Origin of the sequence: Psychrobacter sp. TB67 (assembly GCF_000511065.1) — a bacterium.
Taxonomy (GTDB): Bacteria; Pseudomonadota; Gammaproteobacteria; order Pseudomonadales; family Moraxellaceae; genus Psychrobacter; species Psychrobacter okhotskensis.
In genome coordinates this window covers 56430-81159 of record NZ_AYYA01000039.1, presented here as the reverse complement: position 1 = coordinate 81159, position 24730 = coordinate 56430, and the positions used below count along the sequence as shown (strand labels likewise).

At 42.3% G+C, this 24730-nt stretch carries 16 protein-coding genes and 1 pseudogene; 8 read left to right on the top strand and 9 right to left on the bottom strand.

Annotation, left to right across the window (positions count from 1 at the left end):
* The first annotated feature begins 69 nt into the window (after window positions 1-69).
* Complete coding sequence (gene fabF, locus W293_RS0105915) at window positions 70-1446, top strand: beta-ketoacyl-ACP synthase II (RefSeq protein WP_025651554.1); 1377 nt, start codon at window positions 70-72, stop codon at window positions 1444-1446.
* Window positions 1447-1574: 128 nt separating this feature from the next.
* Window positions 1575-2435, top strand: a complete 861-nt coding sequence (locus W293_RS0105910; protein ID WP_025651553.1) for a hypothetical protein — start codon at window positions 1575-1577, stop codon at window positions 2433-2435.
* 257 nt (window positions 2436-2692) lie between these two features.
* On the opposite strand, the gene W293_RS0105905 is transcribed toward W293_RS0105910, so the two are convergent.
* The 5 genes from W293_RS0105905 to W293_RS0105885 all read right to left on the bottom strand — a co-directional run bounded on the left by W293_RS0105905 (window position 2693) and on the right by W293_RS0105885 (window position 10366).
* On the bottom strand, window positions 2693-4510 hold the full coding sequence (locus W293_RS0105905) for an aminopeptidase P family protein (protein WP_025651552.1): 1818 nt from the start codon (window positions 4508-4510) through the stop codon (window positions 2693-2695).
* Between the two features lie 393 nt (window positions 4511-4903).
* On the bottom strand, window positions 4904-6466 hold the full coding sequence (locus W293_RS0105900; RefSeq protein ID WP_025651551.1) for a peptide MFS transporter: 1563 nt from the start codon (window positions 6464-6466) through the stop codon (window positions 4904-4906).
* 323 nt (window positions 6467-6789) lie between these two features.
* Window positions 6790-7215 carry a hypothetical protein gene (locus W293_RS0105895; RefSeq protein ID WP_025651550.1) on the bottom strand — a complete coding sequence of 142 codons (426 nt, stop codon included), beginning with the start codon at window positions 7213-7215 and terminating at the stop codon, window positions 6790-6792.
* Window positions 7216-7354: 139 nt separating this feature from the next.
* A complete protein-coding gene (gene lnt, locus W293_RS0105890) occupies window positions 7355-8929 on the bottom strand; it encodes an apolipoprotein N-acyltransferase (protein WP_025651549.1) in 1575 nt (524 codons plus the stop codon).
* 537 nt (window positions 8930-9466) lie between these two features.
* Window positions 9467-10366, bottom strand: a complete 900-nt coding sequence (locus W293_RS0105885; RefSeq protein ID WP_025651548.1) for a CBS domain-containing protein — start codon at window positions 10364-10366, stop codon at window positions 9467-9469.
* A gap of 256 nt (window positions 10367-10622) precedes the next feature.
* Between W293_RS0105885 and W293_RS0105880 the strand changes: the two genes are divergently transcribed.
* Window positions 10623-11906 carry a DUF4105 domain-containing protein gene (locus W293_RS0105880; protein WP_025651547.1) on the top strand — a complete coding sequence of 428 codons (1284 nt, stop codon included), beginning with the start codon at window positions 10623-10625 and terminating at the stop codon, window positions 11904-11906.
* 33 nt (window positions 11907-11939) lie between these two features.
* Here the strand turns inward: W293_RS0105880 and W293_RS0105875 are convergent, their stop codons facing one another.
* Together W293_RS0105875 and W293_RS0105870 are read right to left on the bottom strand one after the other, a co-directional pair.
* The gene (locus W293_RS0105875; protein WP_025651546.1) at window positions 11940-12737 is read right to left on the bottom strand and encodes a hypothetical protein; all 798 of its coding nucleotides are present in this window, start codon (window positions 12735-12737) and stop codon (window positions 11940-11942) included.
* A gap of 45 nt (window positions 12738-12782) precedes the next feature.
* Window positions 12783-13379 (bottom strand): YcgN family cysteine cluster protein, encoded by a 597-nt coding sequence (locus tag W293_RS0105870; RefSeq protein WP_025651545.1) that lies wholly within the window; start codon window positions 13377-13379, stop codon window positions 12783-12785.
* A gap of 161 nt (window positions 13380-13540) precedes the next feature.
* Between W293_RS0105870 and W293_RS0105865 the strand changes: the two genes are divergently transcribed.
* The 3 genes from W293_RS0105865 to W293_RS0105855 all read left to right on the top strand — a co-directional run bounded on the left by W293_RS0105865 (window position 13541) and on the right by W293_RS0105855 (window position 18895).
* On the top strand, window positions 13541-14281 hold the full coding sequence (locus W293_RS0105865) for a dienelactone hydrolase family protein (RefSeq protein WP_025651544.1): 741 nt from the start codon (window positions 13541-13543) through the stop codon (window positions 14279-14281).
* Window positions 14282-14469: 188 nt separating this feature from the next.
* Complete coding sequence (locus W293_RS0105860) at window positions 14470-17574, top strand: DUF2339 domain-containing protein (RefSeq protein ID WP_025651543.1); 3105 nt, start codon at window positions 14470-14472, stop codon at window positions 17572-17574.
* A 151-nt stretch (window positions 17575-17725) separates the two neighbouring features.
* Window positions 17726-18895, top strand: a complete 1170-nt coding sequence (locus W293_RS0105855) for a DNA cytosine methyltransferase (RefSeq protein ID WP_198015423.1) — start codon at window positions 17726-17728, stop codon at window positions 18893-18895.
* Here W293_RS0105855 and W293_RS0105850 read toward each other — a convergent pair.
* Window positions 18888-20768: a response regulator receiver domain gene (locus W293_RS0105850; protein ID WP_025651541.1), complete on the bottom strand. Its 1881-nt coding sequence runs from the start codon at window positions 20766-20768 to the stop codon at window positions 18888-18890. The genes W293_RS0105855 and W293_RS0105850 overlap by 8 nt on opposite strands.
* Window positions 20765-23791, bottom strand: a complete 3027-nt coding sequence (locus W293_RS16145) for an ATP-binding protein (protein ID WP_025651540.1) — start codon at window positions 23789-23791, stop codon at window positions 20765-20767. The genes W293_RS0105850 and W293_RS16145 overlap by 4 nt, the downstream gene beginning before the upstream one ends.
* 154 nt (window positions 23792-23945) lie before the next feature.
* Here W293_RS16145 and W293_RS0105840 point away from each other — a divergent pair, with 154 nt between their 5' ends.
* Window positions 23946-24491, top strand: coding sequence for an HNH endonuclease (locus tag W293_RS0105840; RefSeq protein ID WP_025651539.1), 546 nt, complete (start codon window positions 23946-23948; stop codon window positions 24489-24491).
* An 8-nt stretch (window positions 24492-24499) separates the two neighbouring features.
* Window positions 24500-24664: pseudogene (locus W293_RS17205) on the top strand (DUF2339 domain-containing protein); the annotation flags it as partial.
* Between the last annotated feature and the right edge of the window lie 66 nt (window positions 24665-24730).

Here is a 24730-nt window from a genome sequence, read left to right as displayed (position 1 = left end):
GCACTTATGTGTTTTATAATGGCTTCTGAAATAACATCCTCTTAGGACCGTAAGTACAGGATATATCGCATGAGTCAACACAGCAGTTCAACCACTTCGCAAGCTGATCAAGTTAGCGCAACCTCGGCGCACAAACCGCGTCATAAGCCGCCCCACTACGAGCGCTCTGATGAGTTGCGCGTGGTGATTACTGGCATGGGTGCCATTACGCCACTGGGTCTGGACGTTGACAGCTCGTGGACGAAATTGCTCAATGGCGAGAGTGGTATTACCCCAATTAGCCACTTTGATACGACCGGATATCGTGCGCAAATCGCTGGTGTGGTCAAGGACTTTGACGCCAAACAATATATGAACGCCAAAGACGCACGCCGCTATGATGAGTTTATTCATTATGGCATCGCTGCCTCTAGTATGGCATTACAGAACGCTGGCTTTATCGACGAAGTCAGCGCTGCTGACGCCCCTGTGCAAGGCGTGGATCAAGAGCGTTGTGGCATTATTTTAGGCTCAGGGATTGGTGGTATACAAACCATCGAAAACAGCCGTGATACCTTACGTGAAAAAGGCGCTACCAAAGTCTCACCCTTCATTATCCCTGGCTCTATTGTCAATATGGCAGCAGGATTGGTCGCGATTAAACATACCTTAAAAGGCCCAAATCTCGCGACGTCGACTGCCTGTACGACCGCCACTCATGCTATCGGTCTCGCTGCGCGCTTAATCGCCTACGGTGATGCCGATGTCATGCTGGCAGGGGGCAGTGAAAAAGGCTCTAGCCCACTGGGCATAGCAGGCTTCGGTGCCATGCACGCCCTCTCTACTCGCAACGATGAACCGACCAAAGCCTCGCGTCCCTTTGACAAAGATCGTGACGGTTTTGTGCTCGGTGACGGCGCAGGCGTGGTAGTGCTAGAAAGCCTTGCTCATGCCAAAGCGCGCGGTGCCACGATCCTCGCCGAGCTGGTAGGTTTTGGTATGAGCGATGATGCCAGCCACATTACCGCGCCACCAGAAGATGGTAGCGGCGCGGCACGAGCGATGAAAAACGCTTTAAATGATGCAGGCATTGAGCCTGCCGCCGTTGGCTATGTCAATGCTCATGGTACCAGCACCCCTGCTGGTGACGTCGCTGAATCAATTGCTATCGAAAGGGTATTTGCGCCCGTCAAGGACAGCATTTTGGTCAGCTCAACCAAATCCATGACCGGTCATTTGCTAGGTGCTGCTGGTGGTGTCGAAGCGATATTTACTGTCCTTGCTCTGCAACATCAGCAGGTACCGCCAACCATTAACTTGGACAATGTCGAAGATAACTGCAACCTTGATTACGTGGCTAACCAATCACGTAAAGTTGAAAATCTGCAATATGCGGTGTCCAATAGCTTTGGCTTTGGCGGCACCAATGGCTCGTTAGTATTTGCGCGCTGGCCAGTTCAACCCTAAAGCAAAAAAGAACGCCTAAAAGCGTGTGAGGCAATCCATTGTAACCTTGGTGTCAGATTTGCTACGTTTGTCCACTTGCAGCCCCTTATCGTACTTGCGTATGATAAGGGGTAATTTTTGGAATATTTATGGAAGATACCATGTCAAGCTACTCATTTTCCCATCAGTTTTACCAGCGCTGGACGTGTGCGCCTGAGCCTATTCGCGCAGCCATTACCCAAGAGCTAAAGGATATCACCACCCTCTTACAAACCGAGACGCCGTTTGAGAGCTTTGTTTTTAGCACCCATGATCTAGATGCGCATGTCGATGAGCTTTATGAAAATCATGAAGCCGAGCAAGCGATTGCCCAAGCCATCGCCGACAAACAAGCGCAAGTGCGCGCCGCTGCTGAAAAAGAACGTCTCGAAGAAGAACAAAGAGTCAAAGCGGTAGAGGATGCTAAGCTCAAAGAAGAGGCAAAATTAAAAGAAGAAGCCCGACTGCATGAAGAAGCAAAAGCTGCACAAAAAGAACAACTGAAAAATGAACAGCTAGTAGCCGATAAAAATAGCCTTGATAATAAAGTTGCCCCTACCGATAGTAGCCAGACAAATACTGATAACAATACTGCCAATAGCGCTGCAAATAATTCTTCTGAAAGCACAGTCGCCGAAGCATCAGATGCTGCAAAAAATGACGCTGTTAACGATACTCTTAGCAAAAACGATGATGGCATCAAAAATAATAATGACATTAAAAATGACAACAGTATCAAAGCTGTCAATGATAAAGCCAGCGCCGCCATCAAACTGGCATTAAAAGATGCAAAACTAAGCGCAACGCATCAAGAATTGATCCGTGAGCTTGAGATGCAGATTGATGACTATCTTAGTGAGCAAATGATGTTGATGTCTGAAAATCTAAAATCTTGGCTACGTGCTGAGATGACTCAACATTTGGGTGAGCAAGATAAATCAGTAACTCATAAAGATGTGCAAAAAAGTTAAATATAGCATCTGGATAATAAACGGCATCTGGATAACAGCACCTAGCCAATAATCCGTATTCAGGTAATAAGTAGTATTCACGTAAGAAAAAGCCCCGTAAATCGTTTACAGGGCTTTTTTTATTTCAGGTTGGTAGTTGCAAAGCTTGTATAGTCAAGGAATTTCAGAATCGCTACAAGGCGACTGACCGCAGATAGTACACTGAGTACATCTAGGGCGGGTAACACCGTAGCGGTTTAAAAGTGCTCTGACTATAACTAGATAGCTTGTGTACGCTCAGTTAACCACTCTAATGCCGCACCATCAACACGGTCTTTTAGCTCAGCAAAGACTTGGCTGTGATATTCATTCAGCCAATCAATCTCTACTTGATCCAACAATGACGGCTCAATCAGACGGGTATCAATGGGGCAGTAAGTCACTGTTTCAAAGTTAAGGAAATTACCGAATTCCGTTTCTACTGGCTGAGCAACCCGTTTATTTACCATCAAGTTTTCGATACGAATACCGTATTTACCTTCACGATATAAACCCGGCTCATTACTCGATATCATACCCTCTTTCATCGCCCGCTCTTTTGGCGTGCTGGCACTATAAGCAATGACTTGCGGGCCTTCATGGACGTTTAAGAAGTAACCAACGCCATGACCAGTACCATGACCATAGTCCATCTGTGCCTGCCATAATGGCGCACGGCAAATCGCATCAATCAGTGGTGAAGCAATACCATCAGGGAAATGCGCTTTTGCTAAGGCAATATGGGCTTTGAGCACGGTGGTAAAGTCACGCTTGTGCTCGCTGCTTACTTTGCCAATACCGACCACGCGTGTGATATCGGTGGTGCCGTTTTGATACTGCGCCCCTGAGTCAATCAGTAATAAGCCGCCCTCGCCCTCAGCGACGTCAAGGTAGCTGAATTTTTCTGGCGTTGCGCGGTAATGCGGCAGTGCACCGTTCTCATTAAAACCTGCAATCGTTGGAAAGCTCGGCGATACATAATGCGGCTGCTGACTACGTACCTCAATCAGCATGCTATCGACATCAAGCTCACTTAAGCGCTCGCCATCTGCTAGACGCTGCTCAAATGTGGCAAAAAACTCACTTAATGCAGCACCATCTTGACGCATGGCTTCACGTACATGATCGATATCGGCGTCAGATTTAACCGATTTTAGCAACGTGCTCGGTGCCATTTGCTCGATAAAGCCCACATCGTCTGCCATCTTTGATAGTGTACCCACTGCGACTTTGCTTGAGTCTAATAGCAGCAAATCTTCTGGCGTCAGGGCGCCCAACGCCTCTTGTACCGCTTCATAATCAGCAAGGGCAATACCGCTATCTTTTAGGGCTTTTTCAATGTCGCTACTAACCTTATTATTATCGACGAACAACGTCGCTTTGTCTGCACTAATCAGCATATGCGCTAAAAACACCGGATTATAATCGACGTCAGCGCCGCGTAAGTTGGTCAACCAAGCGATATCATCTAAGCTGGAAAGCAAATGATGCGTTGCGCCTGCATCCGCCATACCGGCACGCACGGCAGCAAGTTTTGAGGTAGCGGACTGGGCGAGAAACTGCTCATCGTGGGCATACAACTCTGCTGATGGCAGCGCTGGACGATCACTCCATACTTCTGTCAATACGTCACGCTCAGTGATCAAGGTAATGTCGTTAGCATCAAAGGCGTCTAGCAGCTTATCTTGCTCGGCGATAGACAGCACATTGCCATCGACTGCTACGCTATCTCCTTCCTGCAAATGTTCGGCTAGCCAATCGATATGATTGGGCTGACCGGGTGCCAGCTTTTCTAGAGTGATACCTGTACCTTCCAATTGGTCAGCAGCGTGTACCCAATAACGACTATCGGTCCACATGCCGGCAAAATCAGCGGTAACGACGAGCGTGCCAACAGAGCCTGTAAACCCCGACAACCATAAACGGGATTGCCAATATTCTGGTAAGTACTCAGATAAATGCGGATCAGCAGAGGGGACGATAATCGCGGTAAGGTCTTGAGCAGCCAAGCTTTTACGCAAGCTGTCGATACGGTCATGAATGATTGGTTTATTCATTGAATGTGTCCTTATTTATTTTATATAAATTAGATTTAAAAAAATACTACTATGAGGCGACTATGGATAGCCGTCTTATTTGGGCGCTTAAAATCGATTTAAAGTTTAATTAAATGATCAGTACTTGAATCAGCCACATTCAATAGTTTGAGAATTAAAATGGTGTAAATAGCTGGATATCCCATAAATGAGATCAACTATTATTTCAGCAAAATAGAATTACAATAGAATATCATTAGATGTCTGGGCAGATAACAGGCTTTCAATGGCCTGAGGCAAATATCTCACCGAATGAAACAATAAAACGTGCTACCAGCAATGGTAACACGTCTCATCCTCTGTCATCGACTTGTGCGCTACACTCGCTCAACGACTTATTGAAAACCCTATTGATTAGCTAACTTTATCGGCACGCTCACTTTTCTGTAGCATGTTATTAATAGGCTTCGCCAATACCAATAATAAGGCGGCAGTGACGACCAATAAAACGGCCATCGTCGTAAACAAATCTGGCAAGCCTTCAATTCTATCAGCTGAGACATTGCCACCGAAAAATGCGGCAACCAAATTACCCATGGCTAAAGAAGCAAAGAAAAGTCCCATCATCTGCCCTTGCATCCCTTTTGGGGCAAGCTTAGTCATTGAAGACAGACCTACAGGACTAAGTGCCAGTTCGCCAAGGGTGAGTAGTAGCAAACTACCTACCAACCACAAAGGTGATGCCAACCCACTATCATTGGTCAAAATACTTTTCGAGGCCACAATCATCAAGCCAAAACCTGCAGCGGCAAGTAACATACCAAGAGCAAATTTCACCATACTACTAGGTTCAACACCTCTATTACCAAGCTTAACCCAGATAATACTGACGATTGGCGCTAGCAGTAGAATGAACAAAGGATTTAATGATTGGAACCAAATACTCGGTATCTCAAACCCCAAAACATCCAAATCTGTATAACGGTCAGCAAATAAGTTAAAAGACGTCGGCTGCTGCTCAAAACTTGACCAAAATAGCGTTGAGCCGATAATTAAAATAAAGCAAATCAATAGACGCAGCTTATCGGTTTTATCAAGCCTAGGTGAGATGAACATAATGGCAAAGTACAGTATCACTACACCTGCAATGATATAAGTCATATACTCCGCCACCATCTGCGGTTGAAACGGCATCAGACCTGTAGAGACTAAAACGACGACTGCCACTAGCAACGCTAAGAATCCAGCGACCCAGCGGCCTATATGTTTATAACGGTCATTGGAGCGCTCCCACTCAGGCGTGATGCCTTTCGCTTGCGCATAGTGTGTTAGCGTTTTTTGAGCAGAAAAACGGTAGATGAGTAGTGAGACCAACATCCCAAGACCACCAACACCGAAGCCAACGTGCCACATACCTTTTTCTTTAAAGATACCGACGATGAGTGCGGCTAATAATGCGCCGATATTGATACCCATATAAAATAAGGTAAAACCACTATCACGACGTACATCACCTTCAGAATACAACGCCCCAACCATCACCGAAATACAGGTTTTAAATAGTCCTGAACCCATAACAATACACATCAAGCCGACGAAAAACAGCGTCATGCCAAATAATGCGGAGAGCGCAATACATAAGTGACCAAGGGCGATAATGATACTACCCCACCACAAAGCACGCTCCTGACCTAGCCAATTATCGGCTAACCAACCGCCCGGTACTGCTGCTAAATATAGCGAACCCGCAAAAATACCATAAATGGCCGATGCGGTAACATCATCAAAACCAAAACCACCGCTGCCTACCGTCGCCACCATAAATAGTACGAGTAGTGGGCGAATACTATAATAAGAAAAGCGCTCCCACATTTCCGTAAAAAATAGCGGACGTAATGGTTTTGGATGTCCCATAAAGCCGTTGTCTAGCGCTTCCAGTTCAGCAGCACCAACCCCTAACTTTGATTCTCTGCTCATACATTTATTCCTTTAAATATCATATTAGTGATGACCAACTACCCAATTACGCAGATGAACGGTCATATAGGCGGAACATTGTTTCACTTGGTTATAACCAAGTAAAGAAAAAGTTGGCTAATAATTACACAAATACCCATAAAAAAACTCGCTCTTAAGCGCTAAGAGCGAGTTTTTGTTGGGATTATCAATGAAGAAATGCGGTCAACTGTTTTATAGAGCACTAATAATAAGACTAGCCATTCTTGAAAACGCTGTTTGTCAAAAGTTGCTCTGCAAAATTAATCTTATAAGAATAGCATTCAGTATGGGTAAGGACACGCTTATTCTGCGGTTGCTGTCTCTTCGGTATTACCAGCGTCTAGGTCGCCATCAGCTTGTTCTGCGCTCAAGTCAGCATCGCCAACAGCGGCTTGGTTTACCGTACCTGATGCTGATGCCGTACCTGCTTCCGCTGTCACTACCGCACCACTGGTATCTGCAGCTGGTGTGACCGTTGCATCAGCAGCCGTAGCCGGTGCTGCTGTATCAGTGCCTGCTTCTACTGGCGCTGCTGCGCTATCGGTCTCAGCGGGGGCTGTATCAGTGGCAACAGATTCTTCTGCCGTCTCAGCCGTAATGTGCTCTCCTGCTGGGCGCAAGAATGCTGAAACACCAATGAGTAAGACGATACCTAAAAATAAGGCAACACCGCCTAAAGCAAATAAGAACTCTTTCTTAGGGTTGTTTTCGACAATATGTTCTGACATACCTTATCCACCTTACACAAAATATTTGAAATATTTGGCTATTATATCGCAATTTATGTCGATTTGTTAAAACCCTTAACTATTTAAAGGGTTTATTATCGAATAAATTATTCAAATTAGCCGCTATTAGTCTGATTCATTAGCTGACCAAACGGCTTCGAGGGGTCGCGCGCTTGCCAAGATAGCTCAATAACAATAGGAGCGCTATAATGAACAAAATCGGGTAATTACCAAAACGCATGAATGGTGTATTACCCACCCGTGCCTGAATATCACCGCGTAGTACCGTCCGTTCAAACTGCGGGGCACGCTCTACAATACGGCCCTTATGGTCGATGATAGCGGTCACACCAGTGTTGGTCGCTCGCATAAACCAGCGACCATTCTCAAGCGCGCGCATTTGTACCATTTGTAGATGTTGCAGTGGACCCGCCGAGGTGCCAAACCAGGCATCGTTTGAGATGGTCAATAAAAAGTCGGTTCCAATCGCATTTTTACGCGTGGTATCGGGATAAGCAACTTCATAACAAACGGCCGCGCCCAAGTTGTGCCCACGTACACGCAGTGGTGACTGATTGTCGCTACCGCGACTATAGCTCATAATCTCTTGGCTACCAGCTAAGTTGGGTAAAATATCAAGCAGACCTTCAAACGGAATATATTCACCAAAAGGTACTAGCCGTTGCTTTTTGTACATGCCCTCTGCATCCGCACCTAACGCAATAACACTATTATAAAACGGTGGGTATTTATCCGTGCTCGGATCAAATGCTGCTTCATCCTTGTAAGGAATACCGGTGACCCACGTGGTATTGGTGGCTTTGGCCATTTTTACCATTTCACTGATAAACCCTACAGCTTCGGTCTGAAACATTGGAATCGACGATTCAGGCCACAGAACAATGTCACGTCCCCACTCAGTACGCGTCAAGGTTGCATAGATTTTTAAGGTTTCTACTTGATATTCGGTCAGCCATTTTAGATCTTGCGGAATATTGCCTTGAACCAGTGATACCGATAAATCAGGCGTGCCTTTAGGTTTCGTCCATTGTGGATTTATCAACCATAACGAGACGCTAAGCACCAGCAAGGCAGCCGTCGCAATCATATAACCACCACGGCGACGCAACAGCTCAACGGCACTTGCCGCCAACAGGATAGCAACGAATGAAACAGCAAATACGCCGGCAACGGGTGCTAATGACGACAGCCAATATTGCTCGGTAAAGGCGTAACCGACGAACAACCACGGGAATCCAGTGAACAGCCAAGTCTTCATCCACTCTTGCAACACCCAAAGTGCCGCAAAAGCCAAGGGCTGCTTGCCAACCAGTCGATTAAAAATTAACGCCAAAAATCCATGAAACAAGCCCATGCCTAGACCCATCAGCGCAATCATAATCAACGCCAGCCATGCGGGCGTCGCCCCATAGACATGGATGGACGTATAGAGCCAAAATGCACCCACGCACCATAGCCCCGTGCCGTATGCTTGGCCGATAAAAAAGGCTCGGCGACCTGTCATCTCAGGCATCAATAGCGCGTATAAAATCGCTGGCGATACCAGTGCTACTGGCCAAATGCCATAAGGTGCGAGGGCAAAGATAAATATTGCCCCTGCCAGCCAAGCAATCAATATGGCCAAACCCATAGGCAAACCTTTCGGTTTTTCGGGGTTCAGACGTTTTTGCAAATCAACAGTAGACAGACGCATAGCAGTTATCCAAAACCATAGTATCTAAAATGTTACATGTTTAGTATTCAGCCGATATTTAACCTAAAGCTTGCTCAATGGCTATAAACGCCCTATCTTTTCAATAGTATTGTTTGATAATCGTCTTATAAATATAGTCAAAATACCCCAAAAACGCGACGATACTGCTGATATCAATTTTTTGTAGCCTCTGTCTGCGTAGGCACAGCAAGCAAGAAAAATGGATATCAGCAGTGCGTGATTTCTCAATATTACTTTTCACTGACTATATAAGATTGATATAAATACAGCGTCTAAAAATTAAACCCGCCCATGATACCAGTCTGCGCCAATCAATGGGTAAATTTGAGTAGTAAAAAAATGACTGCTAAAAGCGACTGATAAAAGTAGCTACTAAAAGTGGCTATTGAAAGTGGCTACTAAAAGTGAATGACAGACAGACAGCAAAAAACACGATCGCAATCGTGTTTTTATAGAAATTATCAGTGCGTTATAAAACTTATGAATGGCACGTATGACAATGACGTCAAAAATACATTAATGACTGCCTATCAATAGGTGCTGCTCAGGATTGGTTTTGGTCAGTTCTAGGTTTTGAATAAAACGACCTTCTACATCAGTAATGGTAATTTGCCAATCGTCTATCACCACGCTCTCGCCTTCTAGGTCACCTACATAACCCAGTGCCTGCATGACCAGACCGCCCATCGTATCGACATCGGTATCATCAAAACGACTACCAAGCTCATCATTACAGTCTTCGATCACGGTCGACGCTTGCACACGCCAAGTGTTTGGCTTGTCGGGGTCGGCGACGATATTATTAATGTCACTGTCTTCATCGAAGTCATCATGTTCATCGACGATATCACCGACGATTTCCTCGAGCAAATCTTCCATAGTAACGACACCGCCAAAGTTACCAAATTCATCGACCACAATCGCCATATGTACTTGGGTACGCTGCAATGAGCGCAACAAGGTATCAGAACGCGCCGTCTCACTAATATAGAGCGGCTGACGTACCAAATCTTTTAGACGCTTGCTATCGATTTTGTCTTCTTGATCGCGCACCATGTGCACTAATATAGGAATCAAATCCTTGGCCAATAAGATACCAATGACCGCATCATCATCTTGACTGTCAAAGACGGGATAACGCGAATGCGTAGTCTCAAGGATAATATCCATCACTTCGGCAAGGCTGGTGCTCTCGTGCAGGCCAATCACTTGCGGGCGTGGAGTCATGATTTCGCGCACTTGGGTCGCAGGCAGATCGAGCACGCCTTCTAACATATCCACGGTATCAGGCTCTAAGAACTGGCGCGAGTCCTGTACCAAACGAATCAGTTCATCACGGGTTTCGGGGGCGGTCGATAGCCAGCGTTTTAAGCCGCGCATCGACCAACTACTCGGGCTTGGAGTGTCGTCAGACATGGTAATGTGATTTAACCTCTTTAGTTATTGGCAAATGTTAATTGTTGACAAATTAATAGCGTAAAAACGTAGATGGGGATGAAAGTACTAAATAAAACCAGTCGTTAATAATTAATAAATACCTAGACCAGTTTAAATTAGCTTCACTTTATCGCAAGGCTTAAAGACATTCAACGACAAATTCACGCAAATTGTATTGTCAGTGTGTTATAAACTTTGCTATGGTCAAAGCCTTTATTTATCAATAACAAACACTATGTCCTTACGCTCCTTTTTTTCTCGACTGCTCACGCCGCACTCAAACAACCATCGTTCAGAGAGTGGTGTGGCTCATAACAACCAGCAAAAGCCGACATGGCGATATTACCTTGTACAATTTTTAATCATTACCACCCTACTGCTATCCGCTGTTTGGTTACTGATGGCGATTTGGTATCAGTTTGGCGCGCGCTCAGTGCTAACGTGGTTGGCCATAATCGTCATTATTGGATTGCTTAGCGCCTTGTTTGCCACACGTTATTGGACGCCTGATACTAAGAAAGCACCGCATAATATAACAGCGGATAGACAAGCTACTGGCAAAAAAACGACAACTAAGAAAGCAAAGATTAAATGGCTAGTCGGACTGTACGCGGCGATTTGGTTCGCAGGTGTCGGCTGGTTTATGTCTATTACCCCTGAGCAACAACGCGACTGGATGCCTGAAGTCAGTCAAAAAATCACTTATGAGCGTGATCCAAACAATCCTGATTTGATTACGCTTACCAATGTCCGAAACTTTGATTGGCATACCGAAGATGACGCGACGGCACGCTGGGAGACGCGAACGATTGATATGTCAAAATTGTCTGGCGTCGATGTGGCGAACTCTTACTGGATGGGACCACTGATTGCCCATACCTTGGTGAGCTTTCGTTTTGAAGATGATAGACCCCTCGCCTTCTCCTTTGAGATTCGCAAAGAACAAGGCGAGTCTTTTTCGGCGCTCGCAGGATTTTTTAGACGTTATGAGCTGAGCCTGATTGCAGCAGAAGAGCGCGATATTATCTATACACGGACCAATGCGCGCGGTGAGCAAGTCTATCTATTGCCAATCAGTCATTTGCAGCAGCATGAGGTCAAGTCATTATTTGAGTCTTATCTGACTGCTGCCGATGAGCTGAATGCGCAGCCTGCATGGTATAACACCTTGACCAGTAACTGTACCAATATTATCTTTTATATGGCGCGGCTGGTCAGTGGCGATCGTCTACCGTGGGATTACCGAATTTGGGTCTCTGGCTGGCTGCCAAACTATCTCTATGATGTCGGCATGCTGGACGCTGCGCCTGAAAAGCAAAACCAGCCTTGGTCGATGGATACGTGGTATGAGCGCACCCATATTAATCCAAAATCTATGGGCTTCAATAACCTGCACTCTATTGCCAATAGCTATGAGTTCTCTCGGCAAATTCGTCAAGATATTCCGATACCACCACTGGCTGATTCGCAAGCAGAGGCTGAAGAGCAGGCCAAGTCAGCAGCTCAAGCGTCTCAATAATAGTATTGATCATATATTAAATAGTACTCATCATTAAAGCGTAGTTATTCGATGTTGTGTAAATTCAACCATCACCAAATAATCGAGAATATCATTCAACTCAGCCTCTATACGTTGGCGCTCGGTTTCATTGGGTGTTGGGCGGTAAATCGTAACATTAATAGTATTGGTCATTGGGCTAAAGCCAATACTTTGAGCGTCAGGATAACGCTTTAATACCTCAGGCCACGCTTTTTCTTGTATTGCAACAATCAGCTGACGCATTTTATCACTAATGGCTTGGATATAAATAGGAAAGGAATAATTTTCAAATTCCTTTTGCTTAAAGTGATACACATATTTTGGCGGGACGGCTTTAACTTTGGTTAGTGTCGTCACCCTAATAGAAAACTCATCAGGGTCATTGTTATCATAATAAAATTCCGCAATATTCGCGCCTAATTGCTCTGAAATTGCTTCATTCAATGGCAAGCTAATCCTTTGCAATAATAATCGACGCTGCGCCTCTTCAATAGAAACATTAAAATCTTGTGCATAAAACCAAGGAGCACCATTCCTTTCTTCCTCGGATAAAATATTCAGATAATAATCAGCCAATGGCTCGTCTTCATATTTTTTATCTGCGGCTGCCTCTATCTTTTGCCAGTTGACAATAACCATTGCAGCTGATTTAGGAGCAGTCACTGGTGCTGACATACCCTTTACAGGTATAGCTTGAACCGTTTGAGGAGTAGGAAAATTAGTCTCAGACAAGTGAGATATATTTGAGCAGCCGATTGACAAAAAAGCAGCACTGAATATCAAACTTGTTGTAAGGCAAATTTTATGCATATTCCAACCCTTAAATCATAACCCTTTATATCAGCAAATAATTAACTACGGCTTGACCCAATTCACCACGCGCGTTTCCATCTCTTCATCAGACATACCAATCTCCGACACACAGCGACCTGCTACGCCCACATTGACAGCGCGCATTTTCTGCTGAGTCTCTACTGCATTTTGAGTCAACAACAGATGCCAACTTGGCAGATTTTGTCCTTTATACAAGCGCTTATAAGCACAGTGCGATGGTAGCCACATCATTTGCGGCAAATTCTCCATGGTCAGCTGAATACAATCGGGAACATGTTCTTGGCGCGTGTCATAGTGCTGACAATAGCCCGTCGCACAGTCCATCAGCTGGCAGGTGACATCGGTGTACTCGACCAACTCCTCGTCCACATCGCCATGCTCATCTTCATCGATATACTTAATCAAACAGCAACTGCCACAGCCATCACACAACGCTTCCCATTCGCTATGATTTAGCTCTGCCAACGTAAAGCGTTCCCAAAACTGTGGGCGCAGTGTTTCAGACGCTGCATTTGATTCGCTGTCAGGAAATAGACTCACGATTGTGTCTGGTTTCAGCGGCCCAGCAGCATCAGCGTTTAAATTAGCAGCAGATTGATTTAACAAGTTAATAGTCATAGCATTGTAGTCGATTTTTTATAAAGAGACATTTTGATAAAGAGCGTTACAGTATTATAGCTGTTTTTGCTGGATATGGGCGTTAAGGTAGTACAAGTCAGAAAAACGAACCCTCACAATGACGAATAAATAAAACTTACAACATAAAAAAGGACAATAATATGTCAATTAAAACTTTCGAATTAATCAGTACAACCGAAAATGGTGTTGAGCTTATCAGCTACGTAGCGCTACCAGAAAATGCGTCAGATGACGCGCCAGTGCCAGGTATTTTAGTGGCTCCAGAATGGTGGGGCGTGGTCGATCATCCAAAATCAGTGGTCGAACGCTTGGCAGCAGCAGGTTATGCAGCAGTCGCTATGGATGTCTATGGCGAAGGCAAACTGACCACCGATGCAGCCCAAGCCAACATGTGGATGGAACAAGTATTAGAAGATCAAGATATGCTAATGGCGCGCTGCCGCTTGATTCTCAATGACTTTAGCGATCAATTGGCGGTTGATGGTGATAATCTAGCGGCAATCGGTTACTGCTTCGGTGGTAAAGTCGTCCTCGATATGGCGCGTGACGGTATGCCACTAAAGGCAGTTGCTACCTTCCACGGTAACCCATCAGCCAAACAGCCAGCGGACAAAAACTTCAAAGCCAAAGTATTAGTCGCTCATGGTCGCGATGACTCGATGGTATCGATGGACGCTATAGAAGGTCTGAAAAAAGAGCTAGATGCGGCTGACGTTGATTATACAGTTGATGTTTATGACAATGCTAAGCACGGATTTACCAACCCACATGCCGATGAGCGTGCAGCGAAAAATGACGTTGATCTTGGCTATAATGAAACCGCTGCCAAGCAAAGCTGGGAAAATATGCTTGAGTTTATGAAAACCAACTTAGGATCATAGGGTATTTAAGACTCATTTTTTGTAGTAACAGTTTTTCGCAGTAAGTAGTAAACAGTTTCTTAATATAATAAGGCTAGCCTAATAATATCAGGCTAGCCTTTTTGTTTAAGTGAATGCGTTACTTGTGTTTGTTCTTAAATCGAGTCATTATCTTCTCATTTAATATTGAGTAACGGTGCGCCAAGATCATGTCTGATATCAGTTGGTTTGTACTATTTATCTGCCTGGCAGTTATTGTTGTTCTTTATAATAAATTAAGAACCCGCCTTGATCTGCTACAAAAAGATATCACGCAACTGAAAAATGAGTTGCAGATACAAAAGCAAAGGTTTCGCTCCCCTATATTCGATAAAGACAACGATGTTGAGGCTAGCGCTGAACTTGATAATCCTCTTAATACTTATAATAATATTGAAGCACCAACAGCCTTGCTCGACAATGATATTAGCCAATTTACTACTGAAGAGTTATTTGAGGAAGTGGCTTCACTGTCTAAAACTGAAGCTACCCGTAATACGGTATACAAGGACGATGACGCGTACGCTAATCTCTTAAAAAATCTATCACCGATAGAGCCTGATGAACGCTCTCTACCTATCGTCACCTCATTGATTCATTCAATCAAAAACTGGTTTTTTGGTGGCAATTTGGTCGTGCGCGTTGGCGTATTAGTATTACTAGTAGGTGTGGTGCTACTGCTACGCTTGCTGAGCGAGTATATAGAGATTTCGATTACTGCAAAGCTCATGACTATCGGTATTGCAGGACTGGGATTGGCAGCACTAGGGTTAAAGCTAACGGCAAAACGTTTCTCGTATGGCATTACTTTACAAGGTGCAGGCTTAGCCATTGCTTATCTGAGCACCTTTTTTGCTTATAGTGTCTATCAAATTATCCCAAGTTTACCGAGCTTTATTGGACTCGGGTTGTTATCTGCCATTACTATTGCTCTAGCCGTACGTCAAAACGCTTTTCCTTTAGCGTTGTTGGCATTATCGGGTGCTTTCTTTGCGCCTATTTTGACCGGTAACGATACCGGCAGCTTAGTGACATTGTTCAGCTATTATTTACTTTTGAACGTGACGATTGCGATTATCGCGCATTACCGCCCTTGGAAGATACTCAACCTATTCGGGGTGGTCGTGACATTTGGGCTGGCCTATTACTGGGGCATGAGCGAAAATTTAAATGCTGTGGTTACATCACAGCGTTGGCTTTTAGTGTTGCTGGTCGCCTTACATTTACTGCTTTATCTGTTTGTCGTCATTCGCTACGCGCAGCAAATCATCGCTTACAACACTCTTAATGAAAAAAGTTCCTCTCATACAGATAATGCAAACAACGCAGATAACACGGGCAAAGTTGATTCAAAAAATAACGGCTATGTATTTCCCATTGATACGGGCTTACTGTTTTCAGTACCGATATTAGCATTTGGCTTATTTACTGCCTTATTAGATGACATCCCTAACGCTTTAACCATTACTAGCGCAGTTTTAGCAGTCATTTATTTAGGACTTGGCTGGTTGTTTGTCCAGCACAGTCAGCGTTATGCTTTAATTACCGAGGGCATGTTGGCATTAGGGTTTGGCTTTTTGGCGTTGGTCATTCCGCTGGCATTCGATGCTGAATGGATTGCTTTTGGCTGGTCGGTACAAGGATTGGCATTGGTGTGGTTCGGACGGCGCTCACTACGCGCTTGGTCAGTATTATTTGGTTTATTATTGCAGCTAATTAGTATCGGCATGCTGATACTAAATGTGGTCTTTGCTATCCAAGACTACCCAATATTGGCCTTAACCATTTCGGCTATCGCTTATCTAAGCACTGTATTTATTTTGCGCGCTAGCAACTCGCCAGTTATTTTAAACGTCGGCTTAGATAGCAACTTAAATAGCAACCTAGCGTACTCTCAAGAGCAAACCATCACATCAGATGCAGTAGCGGCCTACGCCAATGCACTGGGCATCAGCACCCAAGCCGCGCAGCAGTGGCTAACCTCAATCAATAGCCAAAGCAAAATCTTTAACCTTGTTTGGCGCAGTCCTCTATTAATACGATTTTTAACTTTTACTGCTATGGCTTGGCTACTACAAGTATTATTGCTTGATTTTAATCACTGGCTTACCAGTTGGCGATTGGCAACGACGACTTTGATTGCAATCGCAGCACTCATCAGCTTGGGCACTTATTGGACCATCAATCGTTATCGCTTGTGGGCAGAGATCAGACAGCTGAGTCATGGCTTACTAGTAGTATTTTATATAATGCTCATCCTGCAGCTACCGCAAAAATTCGAATTCCATTTAGCATGGCAGACAACAGATTGGTTGTTATTTACTGGCCTAATCATTGGTGGGTTGGTCATCGGACAGTTGTGGTTAAAGACGTGGTACGAGTATTCAGAATTGTCACGCTACGATGGCGCGAGCTGGTTAGGCGCTGGCATTTTAGTCATCGCTGCCGCAGCTCACTATGGACTCGCAGATTCAGCTGGGGTGATGGCTATCTTGATTCCAGCTGTTTTGATATTAGCAGGATTATGGTTCAGCTATCGTGATTCCGGTTATCGTCAGCAAAACACGCAAACGCATGAAGTGTCAAATCAAGGTTTTCTGTACTGGTTTGATTGGAAACAAGCGCTATTCCAATGCGCTGCTATATTCGCATCTATCGCCTTATTTTGGGTCGTCATTACCAACTGGTCTTATGACGGTGTGATCTGGGGACTGTCTTATTTTCCGCTACTGAACCTATATGATATTAGCTCTATTCTGGCGCTATTCGTTGGCTTTGGTGTTTATTACCTAAATCAGCAGCATAACCAAAAGCTAAGTATAGCGAATGCTGATATCACTATTAACGATAGTAGCAACAGGATTTTTACCGCTGACAATCTACTGGTCATATTAGGTTCTATCAGCTTTTGGCTGATCTCGAGCATGCTCATCAGAACCTTACATGCCACTATTGGCACGCCGCTATGGGACAGTACTCAGGGCGGCGCATGGCAAAGCGAGCAAGTTCAGACAGGATTGACCATTTTATGGACACTGTTGGCATTAATCGCCACCATCATCGCCAGTCGCTACTGGCAGCGTGCACTTTGGTTTATGGGTATTGGGCTGCTAGGCATCGTCGTGCTCAAGCTGGTCTTGGTTGATTTATCACAAACTGAGGCGATTTGGCGAGTCATTTCCTTCCTTGGCGCAGGCAGCTTGATACTATTGATTGGGTATTTGGCACCCTTACCACCCGCACATGAGGAAAGCGTCAATCAGGCTCAAGAGTAGCATTCAAAAACGTATAACAATTTAAAAAAATATGCTGAGAAAGATAATCGCTAATACTTTACAAACTCGAATTCATCAGTAGCGGGATTAGCTACTCATGGAGCTATAACTTCAGTATAATTGTCATCGTTTTGATTGTTGAGAGTGTGAAATGGTACAGAAGTTGACAGCAATAGATTTATTTTCAGGCGCAGGTGGTTTCTCGCTTGCAGCTCATAATGCTGGCGTGGATGTACTTGCTGCGATTGAATTTGACCAATACGCAGCCGAAACTTATCAAAAAAATTTGGTAGATCGACTCAAGGCAAAAACACAAGTTTTTGCTGAAGATATAACGAAAGTTAATATTGATTCAATAATGCGATATCAAGGTATTAAAAAGGGACATTTAGATATTCTACTGGGTGGCCCACCATGTCAAGGTTTCTCTTCTCATCGTATTAACGACTCAGGCAAAGATGACCCAAGAAACGCCCTACTCATTCGTTATTTTGATTTTGTAGAACATTTAAAGCCTAAGGCTTTCTTAGTAGAAAATGTCCCTGGTTTACTGTGGCCTCGTCACGAAAAATACCTTAATGATTTTTTAAATCTTGCCAAGAAGCATGGTTATACAATCGTTGCTGGTGAACCGCTTATTTTGAACGCACGTGATTATGGCGTACCTCAAAATCGTCGACGTGCTTTTATATTTGCACTTCGCGATGATGTAATGCAAGAAGATATCGATTGGCCACCACCCCCGACCCACCATAAATCTGGTAACTCTCCATGGTTAGCTGCCTCATTAGCTTTTGAAAAGCCAAATTCAAAAATCTTAGATATCTTCAAAGAACGACTTGCAGAAAAGTTTGGATATTCTAAAGAAGAGTCAGCTAAGATAATTAAATCCTTGAAATGGGGCGAAAAACTTAAGGCTCAAGATTCATGTAACTTAAGTATGACTCACTCTGAAGCATTGACTAAAGTTTTTGAAAATACACCACTATTAGGTGATAGAGAAGAGTCAGGTAGAGAGCTGAACTGTCACAAAAATTACAAAGGCCATAAAGATGTCTATGGCCGTATTTATCCACATATACAAGCAAATACAATTACAGCGGGATGTAACAACCCTTCGAAAGGACGCTTTGTACATCCCTGGTTAAATCATGGCATTACTTTGCGTCATGCTGCACGCCTACAAACCTTTCCAGATGATTACATATTTACTGGTGGCTCAATGGCCATGGCAAAGCAAATAGGTAATGCTGTTCCTATTACAATGGCACAAGTGCTGATAAGCCATATAAAATTAGTTTTAGAAGAAAGCACTAAGTAATAACTGCGCTGATAAAATCCACTCCAATTCTAGCTTCATACTGTAATTGAGTATTTTGATAACGAGATGCAAATCCAGCTCTTAATTTAGCTATCGGTAAGAACTCTTTTTCAACTATTTCTAATTCTTTTTCACTATTTGTGATCACAAATTTTATTCTCTTAGTTGATCCTATACTTATTTTTTCATCGTCATGGTTTACTACAAAACCTTGATCTATAGCAGGAGTTCCTTCTGTTTCATAAACCTTTAAAGCTAATCTTCTGTCTTTATCACTTATAAAAATAGTATCAGACTGATGAGCAGTTTTTAATGCTTTTTTTAAGTTATCTTCTATCTTCAGTTTGATGAATCTCATTGCGCGATGAGGTGTCATAGCTTTTGCCAGACTACCTCCAGTAGTTTGATTTGGAACCGTATTACAGCTTGGCGCTATGCACAAATAATAGCTACCTTCATCAATATCTTTAATAATAACGCCTGTAGATATATGACTTACATCTTCTTTTACAGTACAAAGCTGCTCATTAAAAGCATGAACTACATTACATCGAAAGTCAGTATCAATGTTTCCTGCAATGCCTACTTCATAGTTTTCTGCTGCTATATCAAGCATTTTATTAATAAAATTGCTGTGCTTAACATAATTTTCCTTGAAATCGATAAATTTAGGTAATTCTTCAGAAGTATTATTTACGGAGTCCACTACAAATTTTATTAGTGTAGAGTCATTTCTAATATTTTCTGAGACATCATGCAACAGATTACCCAACATCACTTTAGCAGCATCATTGCGGCTATTTTCTTCAACTCTTAAAACCCCCCAAAGCATAGAAATTTGCTCCATTTTTTCTTTAGATAGCACCTTTTCCATTGATAAATTAGCGTCTTCAATTTGGTTTTGAAGTTCTGAAGTTATAACCCTATAAAAGCTCGGTTTCCAGTCACAAAGAGAGTCTTGAATACAATCCCAAACTTCTGAAGGTTTATCTTCTACCTCTTTAGATTTCAAAGCAATAAATACATAACCAGCTTGAATCCACTTACCCTTAGTACCATGAAGTACAAAATTTGATTTGTTAGCTTTAATAGTATTAAGTTTCAGCAATGAGATTTCGATTAATTTCTGAATATGAGAAACTTGAAGAGACTCTCTAATCTCTTCATCTAAGCAAGACTTCATTTCTGTAAGTAAAGCATCTAAATCCAGATCACCGAGTAGGTATTTATGAATCATCGATTTCTTAAAAACAGCGTTTTCCCACTCTTTTTCCCAATCTAATGCATACTCTTCCCACGCTGCTAGCTCTTCATCTTGAAAAGCGATGGAATTGGATCTATCTCCATGCAAAACTGATGCAATCTGCTGCCATACGCTTTCAAGTTCTTCGTTCGTATAAACTACAACAATATTCATATGCTTATTAGTTGATAAGTCAGATATAAGTTTTAAAGAATATTTAGCCTCATTACCTTTATCTTCAGGGTTGAGATGATAATCTAAAATTACCAAGTCACTTTTTCTTATTTTTTCAACTTCTAACTGACTCACATCGCTTTCTACTGTACAAATTCTTTTTTTAGAATGGAAAAACTCAACAAATTGTTGTGCTGTATCGCTACGTCGTAAAAAACTTTCAACTTTATTGTCTGTATGAACCTCTTCACCTTGAAGTATATTGACTAGTCTTTCCTTATACTTAGTCAAATCAGTAATATCTGAGTTTACTAAATCATTCAATTTTCTATCGAGGTTAGCTCTATTTTTGACAAGAGTCTCATACGGCTGATATTCATCATCAATTAATAAAACAGACCTAATAGCATTATCGCGGAAAGCTTGAACTATTTTTTGTTTATAAGCTACTGTCATTTTTTGATTTCCATACCACGAAATTGAATTATAAAGTTGGCACCATCTTTGATGAGCTTTTCCTCTTCCTTTTGTGCATACCAAATTTTATGATGTGCTACAGCTAGGTTTTGCCTAGATAGATAAAGTCCGACACCGTTGCCACTTGAACGCCGGCTGTAAAAAAGCTCAAACAATCTATCTATATCATCCGGATCGACTGGAGGGCCACTGTTTGCTATTACTACTAAGTCATCTACAATATCAATTTCTATTACTCTACTCTCTGCAAGGCCAACCCAGTAAAGTGCATTATTTATTATATTTACAAACACTGGAATAATGCGTGATTTCACATCTACCACTACCATATTTTCAAACGACGAACTTACTTTGAACTCTACATTTTGACGCTGAAACCTATCTCTAAAGAAAGTATCTATGTTTTTGAGTATTTCAGTTCCAGTAATATCGTCACGTGATTGATAACCAGACAACTTCAATGGCGATAGGAAACGTAGGTACTCAGTAAATTGCTTATGGGCTTTCATGGCATTTTTAAAACCAATCTCGCTCTGAGCACTGGTGCTCATTGATTTTAGAGAACGTGTTACAGATTGGTCTTGCGCGTTTAACTCATGTGCTAACACCTCAAAACTGATACCTAATTGCGCTAGACTACGAATTTGATTAACTTCCTGCTCCGCATTAGCACGCTCTTCCTCTGCAATTATGAATGCCGAATCTAAATCAATACCGTTTTCAAGCTTATCCAGTGCTTGCAAGAATGCATCGTATTTATAAGAAAATTCATCAGCTAGCGTAATGTAAATAGCATCTATACTGTTGAGTACGGATGCTACATCACTAGATTCAGTCACTGCATCTAAAATTGGAAGCGCTTCTTTCTCAAAAGCTTTTTTGTCTTCTCTAGATTGGTTCAGCCAGATATTCTTGAGTCGCTCAAAAGTGTTATCTATATTATTCGTATAGCTGTTTATCTGCTTATTTAACGAGGACTCACTACTTTTATATTTCTTTTCAGCACTTTGAATAGGTGAAAAGTACTGACCTTTAGCCTCAATCTTATTTAGCTTCTCTCTGCAAGTTTGCAACAGCTCAGTAAGCTCAGCAAACATATCTCGATAAGATCGATATTGCTCTTCAAGAGAGTCTCTCACTTTAGCTGGCTTAATAGGTACTTTGAGTTCAGTTCTTAGAGCTTCAATTTTATCAATTTTTTTGATAAGGTTATCCAGTTGATTAAGTGAGATATCAATATCGTTATTCAATTCACTATGTAGGATTTTTGCTTCTTCAACTTGTTCACCTAATATGCTTTCATTTTTTTTAAGTGTGGAAGTAAAGGTTGTAACGTTTGTTTTAGCGGATGCCTTTTGTGCTTTCTTCTGTTTTTGTTTGGCTTTGGAAAGTGCTTCGAGCATTACTTGACGATTATCAGATTTTGAACCAAAAAATTTGTCTGCTAAATTTATTAATAGGTTAGTAACCAGAGATTTAAGTTCTCTTGCGGCTTGATTAATGATAAAGCCTTCTCGTCCTGCCTTATCTTTAAGACGGTAATTATCTTGCTGATGAAGCGCAATATGTCCAAATAAGCGGCGGCTTGACCAATAGTAGCGACCAGCTCTATTGGACCTTCTTTCTTCTATTTCGAAATAATCATTATCTATGCGACCATAAGGTAATACTCGTAACCCATCTCGAGAGATCATAAAACCCGAATATTTTTCTGCTTGAGCCTTTATAGCAGTTAACTCTTCTGATGTGTGAGTTGACTTAGCTTGTTCAAACTCAAAAGCACCTAATTGTAAACCAAATGGTCCGGTTTGAGTATATGCCGCCATTCCTGAAGAGCGGCATGGGATTTCAATATTTTTATACTCTACACCAAAGGCTCTAACAGAACCTCTGAACCAACCTTTTTCATCTACAACACCTTCAACCTTATGTTCTAAATTTGAAAAGTCGTGGTAATCGAACACGTCACGATAATCTAAAATAGTACTGAAACTTCCTGTTTTCCAAAACATGCGGTCAAACTGTATTATTTCATAATGAAAAGTAACTTTTTCATCTTCTTCTTCTCTGTCATAAGGGTTTACGAAAGCTCTTAGTGTATCAACTAAGTTTTCTTCAATCGCTATAAATTCATCTGAGTCCCTTCCTAGGCCACCTCTATTAGTTAATAATTCTAGATCACGATTCAAGTCCAATAAAAAAAGAGCTGTACCATGCGTTGAACCATCTAAATCTTCAACCTTTTCAAGCATTTCTTTCCAACTGTCCAAATAGTGCGTGTTAAAAGAAAATGACTTATTAAGAAGCTTTATCTGATCTTCTGTTGAAATAAATTCGCTAGCACTTTCATTACTCTTATGTGAATCAAACATTTCCTTTTCATCTTTTGTAAACTTATCCCACGCTCGTCTTAGAAGTAGTGAATCAGGATCATCTTTTGAAGATTCTAGCGCTAAGTTGGATAACATATCGTTCTGTAGTTCAGAGCAAAGTTCAGGTAATTGGTCTAAAGTATCAAACTCACTCATTGGTACTTTGACATCCTGCAAGCTTAGGTAAGTGTTCTCAAAGAGCCGCCAATCAATAAGCGCTGCAGAAAAGCGAGAGTCTTTCTTTTTAGTAACAATTAGAGTAACTGGGGCTAAGAAAGCAGTAGAAAGACGACCTATCCCTTTTTCACCTTGCGTAGAACGATCAGGTAAGTCAAAACGATCTTCTGCCGGAAGAAGTTTTTTAGTGGTTTTTGAGGCAGTACCAATGGTTAACCAGCTGTCACTTAGCTGATCAAATGTCATTCCGCAGCCATTGTCGATAATCGCTCCACACTTTATATCTGCATCATATAAATGAAGCGCCACATCTCTTGCGTAAGCATCGTATGAGTTTTTCCATAATTCACTAACAGCAGTAGGAGCATCAGCAATTTGACCTTTGCCTAGATGATCAATAGTTCGAGCCTGTGCTTTAAATGAGACTGACTTTCTATCTGATTGTAGAGTCATATTAAATGCTTACATCCATTGTTAGTAAAATTATTCTAAAAATAGCGATTGCTGGATAATAGCGATTTTGCTTTGACCTAAGTATATAAAATATTCAATTTATATTTATAAGTTAGGTAAACTATATAGTCTACTTTTAAGGCCCATTAGATATATGGCAGTATACAATAGTTCATCAGATTCAGCTAACACCGCTGTACGAGCATTTCTAACAAAAGTTGGTGAGCATTACTTAGGCCATTCCTTTAATACGGGTAGTGGAAAAGGGAAAGCAATTTGGCAGAATATTAAAGATCAAGACTTCGCCAACTACTGTGCTTACTGTGGTGATACTTCTAATGCGCTGCAGATCGAACATGTTTTAATGTTTAATCGTACAGAGTATGGACTTCATCACCCTGGTAATATTGTTCCATGTTGTAAGTCATGCAATAAGCGAGAAAGGTTAGAAAATAAACATTACTGTCATTGGGAGCAACACCTATTCAAGGTTTGCGAACGAAGAAATGAGCTTCAATTATTTGAAGCTAGAAAAATGAAGATACTATCTAATTTTGAGAAGTACAAATATCCAAAGCTCAATGAGACTGAGCAACACGCTATTAGGGTTATAGCTAACAGCTTATACGAGAATATAAAGATAGAGTCTGAGAAATCTCTCAATATGTATAAACAACTAGATGAAGCCTTTGTGAAATAAATAATTATATAGGTATCGTCGTCCTCAAGCTGGTCTTGATAGATTTGTCACAGACTGAGGCAATTTGGCGAGTCATATCCTTCCTTGGCGCAGGCAGTTTAATATTATTAATTGGTTATTTGGCACCGTTGCCGCCTGCCCGCGAGGAAAGCGTCAATCAGGCACAAGAGTAGCCGCACATCTGGTTGGGCGAAATTGTGGCGTGAGCACTGTGGTTCTGTAGTAAACTGAACGCCATA

What these genes read in the sequence shown, in the direction of transcription:
- W293_RS0105860 (WP_025651543.1), top strand. Translation starts at nt 14,470, where the DNA reads ATGTCTGATATCAGTTGGTTTGTACTATTTATCTGCCTGGCAGTTATT.
- W293_RS0105895 (WP_025651550.1), bottom strand. Translation starts at nt 7,215, where the DNA reads ATGTCAGAACATATTGTCGAAAACAACCCTAAGAAAGAGTTCTTATTT.
- W293_RS0105885 (WP_025651548.1), bottom strand. Translation starts at nt 10,366, where the DNA reads ATGTCTGACGACACTCCAAGCCCGAGTAGTTGGTCGATGCGCGGCTTA.
- lnt (WP_025651549.1), bottom strand. Translation starts at nt 8,929, where the DNA reads ATGCGTCTGTCTACTGTTGATTTGCAAAAACGTCTGAACCCCGAAAAA.
- W293_RS0105875 (WP_025651546.1), bottom strand. Translation starts at nt 12,737, where the DNA reads ATGCATAAAATTTGCCTTACAACAAGTTTGATATTCAGTGCTGCTTTT.
- W293_RS0105870 (WP_025651545.1), bottom strand. Translation starts at nt 13,379, where the DNA reads ATGACTATTAACTTGTTAAATCAATCTGCTGCTAATTTAAACGCTGAT.
- W293_RS0105840 (WP_025651539.1), top strand. Translation starts at nt 23,946, where the DNA reads ATGGCAGTATACAATAGTTCATCAGATTCAGCTAACACCGCTGTACGA.
- fabF (WP_025651554.1), top strand. Translation starts at nt 70, where the DNA reads ATGAGTCAACACAGCAGTTCAACCACTTCGCAAGCTGATCAAGTTAGC.
- W293_RS0105865 (WP_025651544.1), top strand. Translation starts at nt 13,541, where the DNA reads ATGTCAATTAAAACTTTCGAATTAATCAGTACAACCGAAAATGGTGTT.
- W293_RS0105910 (WP_025651553.1), top strand. Translation starts at nt 1,575, where the DNA reads ATGGAAGATACCATGTCAAGCTACTCATTTTCCCATCAGTTTTACCAG.
- W293_RS0105855 (WP_198015423.1), top strand. Translation starts at nt 17,726, where the DNA reads ATGGTACAGAAGTTGACAGCAATAGATTTATTTTCAGGCGCAGGTGGT.
- W293_RS0105880 (WP_025651547.1), top strand. Translation starts at nt 10,623, where the DNA reads ATGTCCTTACGCTCCTTTTTTTCTCGACTGCTCACGCCGCACTCAAAC.
- W293_RS0105850 (WP_025651541.1), bottom strand. Translation starts at nt 20,768, where the DNA reads ATGACAGTAGCTTATAAACAAAAAATAGTTCAAGCTTTCCGCGATAAT.
- W293_RS16145 (WP_025651540.1), bottom strand. Translation starts at nt 23,791, where the DNA reads ATGACTCTACAATCAGATAGAAAGTCAGTCTCATTTAAAGCACAGGCT.
- W293_RS0105905 (WP_025651552.1), bottom strand. Translation starts at nt 4,510, where the DNA reads ATGAATAAACCAATCATTCATGACCGTATCGACAGCTTGCGTAAAAGC.
- W293_RS0105900 (WP_025651551.1), bottom strand. Translation starts at nt 6,466, where the DNA reads ATGAGCAGAGAATCAAAGTTAGGGGTTGGTGCTGCTGAACTGGAAGCG.